The organism is Streptomyces sp. NPDC002265 (genome assembly GCF_040296125.1).
Taxonomy (GTDB): Bacteria; Actinomycetota; Actinomycetes; order Streptomycetales; family Streptomycetaceae; genus Streptomyces.
The window spans coordinates 1-11018 of sequence record NZ_JBEOWS010000325.1 but is presented as its reverse complement, the minus strand read 5'-3'; the positions used below and the strand labels follow the sequence as shown (position 1 = coordinate 11018).

The window sequence follows — 11018 nt, the reverse complement described above, 5'->3', positions numbered from 1 at the left end:
CGACGCGGGGTGGAGCAGCTCGGTAGCTCGCTGGGCTCATAACCCAGAGGTCGCAGGTTCAAATCCTGTCCCCGCTACTGAAGACTCAGGGCCGGAATCCAGTTCACGGATTCCGGCCCTGAGTGTTTTCACCACGGCTCCCGGCGTTCCCGCGGAGCCGTTTTCGCCGCCGCCGTCATCCGGTCGGCCCAACATCGCTCGCCCTGCGCGCCGACTCCGGCGAATCTGGACCTTCGTGGCTGGAGACGGCGGGAGACGAGTGGTGCGCTCTGGTGACCTGACGGGTGAGGGGCCGCACGAGGAACCAGGCGCGGCCGAGGGGCCCGGCACGGCCGCGGACGACCACCTCGTCCCGTACGCACGCGAGGGCGGCCGCCTCTCGCCCGACCCCGCCCCGGATCCCGGACCGGTGTCGGGGCCGGACCCCGGCCCAGGCCCGGACCCAGGCCCCGGCGAGCGGGCAGCCGCCGTGCCCGCCTCGCCCGACGCATCCGCGGCCCCTGCATCCTCCGTACCGTCCAGGTCCTCCGTGTCCGCCGACGCCACCGGCGACGAACGGCGGATCTGTCTCCTGCGGTCACTCCTCAGGGTGCTTCCCGCGCTGATGGCCGTCGGCGGGGCCGTCTACGGCATCTGCACGCCCCGCGGCTTCACCGGGGCGCCCCTCTTCACGGCCGCCCCGCTGGTGGCGGCCCCGCTGTACTCCTTCCTCGGCACCGCCGTCACGGGGGTGGCGGCCGTGGCCGGGGCGTACGCCGTGCACGCCCGGTCCACCCGGATCCCGGACGCCGACGCGGTCACCGAGATCGTCACCGTGGCCACGGTCGCCGTGATGGCCGCGGTCATCAACCGTGTCGTGCGCCGCGGCGACCAGCGCCTCGCCAGCGCCCGCGGGATCGCCGAGGCCGCCCAGCGCGCGGTGCTGCCCGAGCCCGCCGCCCGGATCGGCGGCTACGACGTCGCCGCCCGCTACGAGGCCGCCCAGGCCGACGCCTTCATCGGCGGCGACCTCTACGCCGTGCAGGACACCCCGCGCGGCGTGCGGCTGGTCGTCGGGGACGTACGGGGCAAGGGCATGGGGGCGGTGTCGGCGGTGGCCGTGGTCATCGGGGCCTTCCGGGAGGCCGCCGAGCAGGAGGCGACCCTGGAGGCGGTCGCGCAGCGGCTGGAGCGGGCGCTGGCGCGCGAGGGCACCCGGCGCGACGGGCCCGACGCCTTCGAGGGCTTCACCACCGCCGTACTCGCCGAACTTCCGCACGGGGACGAGACGGTACGGATCCTCAACCGCGGGCACCCGCCGCCGCTGCTGCTGCACCCGGACGGCACCGTGCGCCCCCTGCCCGCCCACGAGCCGGCTCTGCCGCTCGGCATGGGCGAGCTGGCCGGCCGGCCCGACCGCGCGGAGGAGACCCGGTTCCCCAGGGGCGCCACCCTGCTCCTGCACACCGACGGCGTCTCCGAGGCGCGCGACACCCAAGGCCGGTTCTACGACCCCGAGGAGCGGCTCGCCGGCCGCTCCTTCCGCGACCCCGAGGAGTTGCTCGCCGCTCTCGCGCGGGATGTGCACCGGCACTGCGGGGGAGGGCTGACGGACGACATGGCCCTGCTCGCCGTGCGGCGGCCCTGACCACGCCTCCGTCACCCGGAGTGATCGAACGACCCCCCTGCGCATAACATCTGAGTCACCATCAAAACCCGGGTGACTCCTGAGGCGTTGCCCCCGCGTCTCGCGCAAGGGCCAACTCGCCCGATTTTCGCCGGTCATCGCCTTAAGTCCTGGCCAAAAATGTTATTGATCAAGCAGAACGGCTTGGAATCCCGCCCCCGTGCCCATTAACGTTCGATAACGCAGCGCGGTTGTCCCAGCCGTCACAAGGCGGCTCCGTGCGCACGCGCCGAATCCCGCAAGGGAACCGGGGAACCAACACCCTGGGGTGAATCGCACGGCCACCACTGTCAGTGACAGGCGGTATACGCGCGTAGGAGACCTTCCTGCTCCGAACCCGTCAGCTAACCCGGTAGGCGAGAAGGAAGGAAGGAGCGCGCCCACGTGGCGTCCAACCCGCCTGCCCCTGAGGCCCCGTTCGTGCCGAGCCAGCCCGACGCCGAGGCTTTCGGCTTCGGCAGCTACCGCGCCGACGAGGGTCCGTGGGAGGAGTGGAATCCCACCGCGGAGACCGTTCGCCCCCCGCGCGGCAAGCATCGTGTCGCCAAGCAGCGTGGCGGGGGACTCGCCCGCAGCTCCACCGTCCTGGGTGTCGGTGTCATAGCCGCCGTCGCCGGCGGCGGAATGGCCAGCGCCAACACCGGCAAGCCCCCGGTCTCCATCTCCCTGCCCGATCTTCCCTCCGTCGGCTCCCTGCTGTCGGACGAGAAGCCCGCCGAGACCGCCCAGGACGTCGCGGCCCCGCTCAGCGGCATAGGCGTGACCACCGCCGAGACCGCCCAGGGCACCACCGACGCCGGTGAGGCGCTGCGCAGCCGGATCATGGCCCAGGCCGAGCAGCAGCAGACCCAGGTCGAGGCCAAGGCCGCCGCCGCTGCCGAGAAGGCCGCCAGCGACGCGGCCGCCAAGGCGGAGCAGGAGGCCAAGCAGAAGGCCGAAGCCGCCAAGAAGAAGGCGGAGGAGGAGGCCGCGAAGAAGGCCGAGGCCGAGCGCCTGGCCGAGCTCGCCAAGCAGTACACGCTGCCGACCTCCTCGTACACGATCACCTCGACCTTCGGCGAGGCCGGCTCCATGTGGTCCTCCGGGTACCACACGGGCCTCGACTTCGCCGCGCCCACCGGAACGCTCATCAAGGCGATCCACAGCGGCACGATCACCGAGGCGGGCTGGGCCGGCTCCTACGGCTACCGCACGATCCTCACCCTCGACGACGGCACCGAGCTGTGGTTCTGCCACCAGTCCTCGATCAGCGTCAGCGTCGGGCAGAAGGTCGCCACCGGCGATGTCATCGGCCGGGTCGGCGCCACCGGCAACGTCACCGGTCCGCACCTGCACCTGGAGGTCCACCCGGGCGGCAGCGCGGACGGGATCGACCCGATGGCCTGGCTGCGCGGCAAGGGACTCACCCCCTGACGTACAGGGCCCCCCGCGTCATCTGACCTCCGGCAGTCCTGGCGACATCCCCCCGACGCCAGGACTGCCGGTTTTTTGCTGCCCGGCCACGGGTCACGGGCCGTGGGCGGTCACGGGCCACGGTTCACGGAAGCGGTGGGAGCGCCGGACGGCGGCCGTACGGAATATCGCCTTCCGGGCCGGGCGTTGACATTGAGCATGACTTCTCTTCGCAAGCTCGGTTCCTCCGACCTCGAGGTCTTCCCGCTCGCCCTCGGCGGCAACGTCTTCGGCTGGACCGCCGACGAGGACCACTCCTTCGCCGTGCTCGACGCCTACGCGGCCGCGGGCGGCAACTTCATCGACACCGCGGACGCCTACTCGGCCTGGGCCGACGGCAACCAGGGCGGCGAGTCCGAGACGATCATCGGCAACTGGGTCAGGGCCCGCGGCAACCGCGCCGACGTCGTCATCGCCACCAAGGTCAGCCAGCACCCCGACTTCCCCGGTCTGACCGCCGCCAACATCAAGGCCGCCGCCGACGCCTCGCTGCGCCGCCTCGGCACCGACCACATCGACCTCTACTACACCCACTTCGACAAGCCCGAGGTGCCGGTCGAGGAGATCATCGGCGCGCTCGACGAGCTGGTGCGGGCGGGCAAGGTGCGCCAGATCGGCGCCTCCAACATCTCCCCCGAGCGGCTGCGCGAGTCCCTGGAGTTCTCCGACCGCGAGGGCCTGGCCCGGTACGTGGCCCTCCAGCCCCACTACAACCTGGTCTCGCGCGAGACCTACGAGGGAGAGCTCCAGGACGTCGCGGCCGGGTCCGGGCTCGCGGCCGTCCCCTACTACGCCCTCGCCTCCGGATTCCTCACGGGCAAGTACCGCCCGGGTACGACGGTCGACAGCGCACGGGCCACCGGCGCCGCCAAGCACCTGGAGACCGACCGCGGCCGCGCGGTCCTCGCCGCCCTCGACGAGATCGCGGGCGCCCATGACGTCGCGGCCGCCACCGTCGCCCTGGCCTGGCTCGCCGCCCGGCCGACGGTGCTGGCCCCGATCGCCTCCGCGCGGACGGTGGAGCAGCTGCCGGCCCTGCTCGGGGTCGCGGAGCTGGAGCTGACGGAGCCGGAGCTCGCCCGCCTCACCGAGGCATCGGCCTGATCCGGCCCGGCCGTCTTCCCCGGACGCGCCGGGGCTACGACCGGTACGGGTTGTAGGCGGGGTACGCGGCCGCCGGATATCCGTACGCCGGCCAGGCCACCGGGGCAGGCGCCGGCATCATCACCGGCACCGGCGGGGCCGTCGCCCGCGCTGCGTAGTCCAGCGCGGGCCGCGCCACCTCCCGGCGCTGCCACAGCTCGTGCAGCAGCTCCCGCTCCCGCACGACGAAGTCGCTGCCGGCCCGGCCCCGGCGACCCTTGCGCCGCAGGGCCGCGAGCGAGGTCGCGTACGTCTCGTACTGCGCCACCGTCCGCTCGGCCGGCTTGCCGAGGTGGTGCCCGGCGTACTCGCGGGCCAGCCGCCGGGCCCGCATCGAGCCGAGCGCGTACGGCTCGGCAGGGGTCAGCCAGCCCGCGGCGACGTACGCGGGCAACTCCTCGTACACGGACCGCAGTTCGCGCTGCCGGGTCCAGATCACCAGCCAGGTCAGCAGGCCGAACGCGGGGACCATGAACAGCCCGTACACGGCGAAGAACCCGTACTCGCCGAAGGTCGCGGAGCCGTTCCAGAACGCGTGCATGCCCATCGCGAGCAGCAGTCCGCCCGGCGGCAGCAGCACCCGGCGCACGCGCTGCCGGTCCGTGCACAGCGCGGCGAGGCCGAAGCCGATGCCGGTGAGGACGGTGAACAGGGGGTGCGCGAACGGCGACATGATGACGCGGACGAAGAAGGTCGCCGCGGTGACGGAGGCGATGCCCCGGTCCCCGCTGAGCTGGTCGGTGCCGAAGGCGGTGCCGAGATAGAGGATGTTCTCGGTGAACGCGAAGCCGGTCGCGGTCACCCCGGCTATGACGACCCCGTCGACGATGCCGGTGAAGTCCCTTCGGCGGAAGAGGAAGACGAGCAGCACGGCGGCGGCCTTGGCGGACTCCTCGACCACGGGCGCTATCACGGTCGCGCCGAGGGTGTCGGCGCCCGACGGATCGGCCGTCGCCGTCGCTATCCACTCCGTCGCGAAGCTGTTGGCGACGATCGCTATCAGCGCCGCGGCACAGGCGCCCCAGGCGAAGGCGAACAGCAGATTGCGCCAGGGGCCCGGCTGGACCCGGTCCAGCCAGCGGAAGGCGGTGACGAGCAACGGCACCGGCAGGACCGCGAGTCCGAGCCCGACCAGGAATCCCTCGGTGCCGGTCTGGCGGCGCACCAGCGCCAGGATGACGAGCCCGGAGAGCGCCAGCAACGTGATCACGGCGCCGTACCGCACCCCTGTGCGCTGCCACCAGCGTGGGTGCCGGACCCCGCCTCCGGCGGGGCCGAAGGGGTGCGTCGGATAAGGGGGAACGGTCGCCACGGCATTGACCCTAACGAGGGAGGGCTGGTCTTGCTGTTCCTTTTGTGCCGCCGGCCCGGCGGCCCGGACGGCCATGTCCACCACGGCCGCCGCGGTTACAGCGGCCGCTGCTCCTGCGGTTCGCGGTGCTGTACGCGACGGAAGAGCAGATCGTTCACGACATGTCCCTTGTCCAGTCCCTGGCCCTCGAAACGGGTCACGGGCCGGAACGCGGGACGGGGCGAGAAACCGCCCTCGGCACGGGTGTTCTCGAAGTCCGGGTGCGCGTCGAGCACGTCGAGCATCTGCTCGGCGTACGGCTCCCAGTCGGTGGCGCAGTGCACGAGCGCGCCGGGCCGCAGCCGGGTCGCGGCGAGGTCGAGGAACTCCGGCTGGATCAGCCGTCGCTTGTGGTGGCGCTTCTTGGGCCACGGGTCGGGGAAGTAGACGCGCAGCCCGGCGAGGGAGTCGGGGGCGAGCATCTCGCGCAGCAGGATGATGGCGTCCCCGTTGGCCACCCGGACGTTGGACAGCCCGTGGTGGTCGGCGAGGTTGAGCAGGTTGCCCTGGCCCGGGGTGTGCACGTCCACGCCGAGCACGTTGGTGTCCGGGTCGGCGGCGGCCATCTGCGCGGTCGCCTCGCCCATCCCGAAGCCGATCTCCAGCACCACCGGGTTGCCGTTGCCGAACAGCTCGCCGAGGTCGACGACGCGCTGCCCGTCGATGTCGAGCCCCCACCGGGACCACAGCCGCTGCAACGCGTCCGCCTGTCCCGTGGTCACCCGGCTGCGCCGCGGCTGGAAGCTGCGGATCCGCCGCTCGAAGTGCGATCCGGCGGGATCGGCCTGCGGGCCGTCGGGAAAGCGGGGCTCTCCCTTCGGCCGGGCGGGCCGGTCGGGCACATCGGTGCCGGACCGGTGCCGATGTGCGTCGGGGGCGGACCGGGGCGCTTCGGGGGAGGTGTTCAGCTCAGACACAGTGGAGTCGATTTTACGGCGCCCGCCGACAGCCCCGGCCGTGACCGCCCTCCTGGCCGGGATCGCCCTCCTGGCCGTGACCGTCTTCCTGATCACGGCGGTCTTCCCGGCCGTGACCACCCGCCTTGCCGTGACCGCCCGCCCGGTCGTGGCGGTCTTCCCGGTCGCGGTGGCTCCTGGGGCGGCCGTCCCCGCCGTCGTGGATCCCGTCCTCATGCCGAGCCCAGTACGGTCAGCGCCCTGCGGGCCACCTCCCGTCCGATCGGCAGCGAGGCCGTCGCCGCCGGCGAGGGCGCGTTCAGCACATGCACGGCCCGCGCGCCCTCCCGGATCAGGAAGTCGTCCACCAGCGTCCCGTCCCGCAGCACGGCCTGGGCCCGCACCCCCGGCGCCGCCCGCACGAGATCCCGCTCGGTCACCTCCGGCAGCAGCCTGCGCACCGCCTGCACGAACGCCCGCTTGGACACCGATCTGTGCAGCTCGCCCATCCCGTACCGCCAGTGCCGCCGGCCCATCCGCCAGGTTCCGGGCCAGGCCGCCGTACCGGCCAGGTCCCGAGGGCGTACGACCCCCCAGCCGTACCCCTCGCGGGCCAGCGCCGGCACCGCATTGGGTCCGACGTGGACCTCCCTGTCGATCCCGCGGGTGAGGTGCACCCCGAGGAACGGGAACGTCGGATCGGGCACCGGATAGACCAGCCCGCGCACCATCTCCGGCCGCGCCAGCTCGTAGTACTCGCCCCGGAACGGCACGATCCGCACCTCGGGCTCGTCCCCGGTCAGCCGCGCCACCTCGTCGCAGTGCAGCCCGGCGCAGTTGACCAGCACCCGCCCGCGCACGATGTCCCCGCGCGCGGTCCGCACGGCGACGCCCCGCTCCGGCCGCCGGTCGATCCGTACGGCCTGTGCCCCGTAGCGGATCTCCGCTCCGGAGGCCTCGGCCAGCCGGCGGGCGACCGCCGCGAAGTCGCACACGCCCGTCGTGCCGACGTGGATGGCGGCAAGACCCCGCACCTCGGGCTCGTACTCCATGATCTGGGCGGCGCCCAGTTCCCTTACCGGGATGCCGTTCTCCCGGCCGCGCTGGACGAGTGCGTGCAGCCGGGGGAGTTCCTCGCGGCCGGTGGCGACGATCAGCTTTCCGGTCACCGCGTGCGCGATGCCGTACTCCGCGCAGAACTTGATCATCTCGGCGGCGCCGCGCACCGCGTACCGGGCCTTGAGGGAGCCGGGCCGGTAGTAGATCCCGCTGTGGACGACACCGCTGTTGCGCCCGGTCTGGTGCCGAGCCGGGCCCGGCTCCTTCTCCAGCACCGTCACCCGGGTGCCCGGCGCGGCACGCGTGATCGCGTATGCCGTCGACAGCCCGACGATCCCGCCGCCGATCACGAGCACGTCGCAGTCGTACCCGCCGTACCTGCCGGGACCGGCGTGCTCGCTGTGACCGCCGTACTCGCCATATTCGCCGTACTCGCCGTGACCGTCGTGGGCGATCTCCCGCACCTGCACCACCTCCCGGCTCCGATAGTGCACTGCGCCACTGACAACGCCCTCAAACCCGGCAGGCGCCGCGTGTGTCGCGGACTCAGGCCGGAGCCATCATCAGCAGCGGCCGCGCCCGCTCGCGCAGCTCGACCACACGTGGTTCGTCGCCGTACGGCTCCAGCCGGTGCAGCAGGTCCTTCACGTACTCGGTGGTGCGCGCCGAGGAGATGCGCCCGGCGACCTCCACCGCCCGCACGCCCTGCTCGCACGCCGCGTCGAGGTTGCCCGACTCCAGCTCGGCTACGGCCGAGACGACCAGGCGCAGGCCGTGCGAGCGCACGAACTCCTCCGTCGGCTTCGACAGCGCCTGCTCGGTGAAACGGCGTACCTGGCGCGGCGCCTTCAGGTCGCGGTAGCACTCGGCCGCGTCGGCGGCGAAGCGGTCATAGGAGTAGAAGCCCAGCCAGGACGGGTCGTTGTCGCCGTCCCGGGAGCGCTCCAGCCAGCTCTCGGCCGCCTTCAGCGCCGTGCCGGCCGCCTGGGCGTCCCCGGCGCGCGCGTGCGCGCGTGCCTCGACCAGCCGGAAGAAGCTCATGGTCCGGGCGGTGGCCAGGCCCCGGTTGCGCTCCAGCGCGGCCTGCGCGAGGTCGACGCCCTCGTCGCCGAAGCCCCGGTAGGTCGCCTGGAGGGACATGGAGGCCAGGACATAGCCCCCGAGGGGGACGTCCGCGGCCGCCCGGGCCAGGCGCAGGGCCTGGATGTAGTAGCGCTGCGCGGCCTCCTGCTGGCCCGTGTCGAAGGCCATCCACCCGGCGAGCCGGGTGAGCTCGGCACTCGCCCCGAACAGCGCCCTGCCGACCTCGTCGGAGTACGAGCCGAGCAGCAGCGGTGCCGCCTCCACCCGCAGGCACTCCGGCACCATCGACGAACGCCAGTCGCCGCCTCCGTACTTGGAGTCCCAGCGCCTGGCGTCCTCCGCGGCCTCCCGCAGCTTCTGCACGTCGCTGTGGCCGACTTTGAGCGGTGCGCCGGTCCCCTCGGCAGGGTTCACCTCGCGCGCGACCGAGCTGTCGGCCGGGGTTATCAGCCACCGGGAGGCGGGCGTCGCGTACGCGCTCACCGCGAACGAGCCCGCCAGCGACTGCCAGATGCCGCCGGAGCCGGCCCGGCGCCCCGCGAGGTCGAGACGGTAGAGCTCGGTCGCGGACCGCACCGCCTGCCCGACGTCCCGGGGGAAGGCGAGACCCACCTCGGGTGCGGGGTCGGCGTCGGCCAGACCGATCTCGTGCAGCGGCACCGGGCGGCCGAGCTTCTGCCCGATGGCGGCCGCGATCAGGTGCGGCGCGGCGCCCTGCGGCACCATGCCCTTCGACACCCAGCGCGCCACCGACGTCTTGTCGTAGCGAAGAGTCAACCCGCGTTGGGCGCCAAGATCGTTGACGCGACGCGCGAGTCCTGCGTTGCTGATTCCCGCGAGGGCGAGAACGGTGCCGAGTTTTTCGTTCGGCCCGCGTTGCTCCCTGGACATGCGCCACCCCTCGACACAGACGGCTGCCGCGCTGGCATAACCATGCGGCATTCGTAAACCCAGCGTAGTTCGCCGCATCCCAAGCGTTAAGGGGCATTCTTCCGGATGGCGGGATTGTGGTCCGCACTGAAGTACGGGCCCTGTACGCACCGTTGCGGCGTGCTCCCGTTGTGTGGCCGTGCGCCTGTCCGTGCGCTCTTCTCCGGCCATCGCGGGAGCGGTTCCATGGGTCGTGCGTGGGTCGGCCCGCTGTACTGGATCCAGTGGGCTGGGGGACACCGCCGCCTTCATCCCCGCGGGCGGCGGAACGGTCCGGGAGGCGAGCTCCGCCTCCCGGGCTGCGCGGCCGCCGACGGTGGGCGGGGCCTGTACGGAGCGTGTGCGATCGCGCTCCAACACCCGTGGCCCATTCGTTATTTGGCTGAAAATCGACCCGGCGCCCGGCAGGCCATTTCCGCTCTCACCATGGAAATTGACGGCGCGCGGGGTGTTTTTAGGGAGCGTGCAGGGGGCGCATTCGCGTCGCAGATGTCGGCGTGGAGGCGCCGGGGAAGCGCGGTGGACACGGCGACGACGCATCGCCGCCACAGCGCGGATGCCGTACCGCGTACGGGTGTTCCGAGCGTGCGGACACCGGTGCGGGGGCGCATTCCCCTGCCCATAAGCGGCTCCGTCGCCTCTCCGTGACGCGCTCTTCGTGGCAGCATGTGAACCGTTCGTGCGGTGCACTGGTTGTCCACAGCCTGTGGAGGCGTCCATGCGGTGGTTGGTGGGATGGAGCAGCACCGCCGCGGGGACCGCCGGAATCGGCTCCGCGGGCGCCACCGGATACGACGGCGAGACCGTGCACCCGGTGGGCTCCCAACTCCTGTGGGGCGACCCCGATCCGCTGTGGGCGGTCGGCGACTGGCGCCCGGACGAGGTCCGCACGCTCCAGGCCGACGCCCAGACCCGGATCGCGGTCCTCGGCATCTGCGGCGCGAGCGACGAGGAACTGCGGCTCGGCCTGCTCACCGCGCGCGGAGGGGCACTTCGCCATCTGACGGCCTGGCCGGGCAGCTACACGGCCGTCGTCCAGGTCGGCCGCCGGGTCACCGTCTGCGGCGATCTCGCGGGCGCCCGGCCGGTGTTCTACACCCCGTGGGCGAACGGCACCGCGTACGCCACGGCCGCACTGCCGCTCGCCGACCTCATCGAGGCCAACCTCGACTTCGGACATCTCGCCGCCCTGCTGGCCGCCCCCGACGTCCCCGCCGCCCTGGACGACTCCACCCCCTACGCCGGTGTCCGGCGCATCCCACCCGGGCACGCGCTGATCCTGCGTGCCGGAGCACGCGAGATCGCGGGCTACGAACCCGTCGCCTCCCTCGCCGTGGCCGCGCCCCCGGTCGACCCGGACCGCGCCGTCGACGCGGTCCGCGTCGCCCACGACGAGGCCGAACGGACCCGCATCGACGCCCCCCGCCACGTCCCCGGC

Annotated in this window: 8 protein-coding genes, 1 tRNA gene and 1 riboswitch; of the genes, 5 read left to right on the top strand and 4 right to left on the bottom strand. The window is 72.7% G+C overall.

What is annotated here, in order from left to right; genetic code table 11:
- Positions 1-3: 3 nt before the first annotated feature.
- The 4 genes from ABT085_RS37205 (at position 4) to ABT085_RS37190 (ending at position 4222) form a co-directional block, all read left to right on the top strand.
- Positions 4-77 (top strand) — tRNA-Met (locus tag ABT085_RS37205).
- Between the two features lie 185 nt (positions 78-262).
- Positions 263-1627, top strand: coding sequence for a PP2C family protein-serine/threonine phosphatase (locus ABT085_RS37200; RefSeq protein ID WP_351618527.1), 1365 nt, complete (start codon positions 263-265; stop codon positions 1625-1627).
- Positions 1628-1883: 256 nt separating this feature from the next.
- Positions 1884-2040: riboswitch (cyclic di-AMP (ydaO/yuaA leader) on the top strand.
- Between the two features lie 10 nt (positions 2041-2050).
- The gene (locus ABT085_RS37195) at positions 2051-3079 is read left to right on the top strand and encodes a M23 family metallopeptidase (RefSeq protein WP_351618524.1); all 1029 of its coding nucleotides are present in this window, start codon (positions 2051-2053) and stop codon (positions 3077-3079) included.
- Between the two features lie 198 nt (positions 3080-3277).
- Positions 3278-4222 (top strand): aldo/keto reductase, encoded by a 945-nt coding sequence (locus ABT085_RS37190; RefSeq protein ID WP_351618522.1) that lies wholly within the window; start codon positions 3278-3280, stop codon positions 4220-4222.
- A gap of 34 nt (positions 4223-4256) precedes the next feature.
- Here the strand turns inward: ABT085_RS37190 and ABT085_RS37185 are convergent, their stop codons facing one another.
- The 4 genes from ABT085_RS37185 to ABT085_RS37170 form a co-directional block, all read right to left on the bottom strand.
- On the bottom strand, positions 4257-5573 hold the full coding sequence (locus ABT085_RS37185; RefSeq protein WP_351618518.1) for a PrsW family intramembrane metalloprotease: 1317 nt from the start codon (positions 5571-5573) through the stop codon (positions 4257-4259).
- A gap of 95 nt (positions 5574-5668) precedes the next feature.
- Positions 5669-6529 carry a tRNA (guanosine(46)-N7)-methyltransferase TrmB gene (gene trmB, locus ABT085_RS37180; protein ID WP_351618514.1) on the bottom strand — a complete coding sequence of 287 codons (861 nt, stop codon included), beginning with the start codon at positions 6527-6529 and terminating at the stop codon, positions 5669-5671.
- A gap of 212 nt (positions 6530-6741) precedes the next feature.
- Entirely contained in the window at positions 6742-8061 is a 1320-nt protein-coding gene (lhgD, locus tag ABT085_RS37175; protein ID WP_502982896.1) for an L-2-hydroxyglutarate dehydrogenase, read from the bottom strand.
- 52 nt (positions 8062-8113) lie between these two features.
- Positions 8114-9541, bottom strand: coding sequence for an NsdA family TPR-like regulatory protein (locus ABT085_RS37170; protein ID WP_351618511.1), 1428 nt, complete (start codon positions 9539-9541; stop codon positions 8114-8116).
- Positions 9542-10298: 757 nt separating this feature from the next.
- On the opposite strand from ABT085_RS37170, the gene ABT085_RS37165 reads away from it, so the two are divergent.
- Positions 10299-11018, top strand: a 720-nt coding sequence (locus tag ABT085_RS37165; protein ID WP_502982895.1) for a macrolactam cyclase family protein, incomplete at its 3' end; no start/stop codon positions are given.

What these genes read in the sequence shown, in the direction of transcription:
- ABT085_RS37190 (WP_351618522.1), top strand. Translation starts at nt 3,278, where the DNA reads ATGACTTCTCTTCGCAAGCTCGGTTCCTCCGACCTCGAGGTCTTCCCG.
- ABT085_RS37170 (WP_351618511.1), bottom strand. Translation starts at nt 9,541, where the DNA reads ATGTCCAGGGAGCAACGCGGGCCGAACGAAAAACTCGGCACCGTTCTC.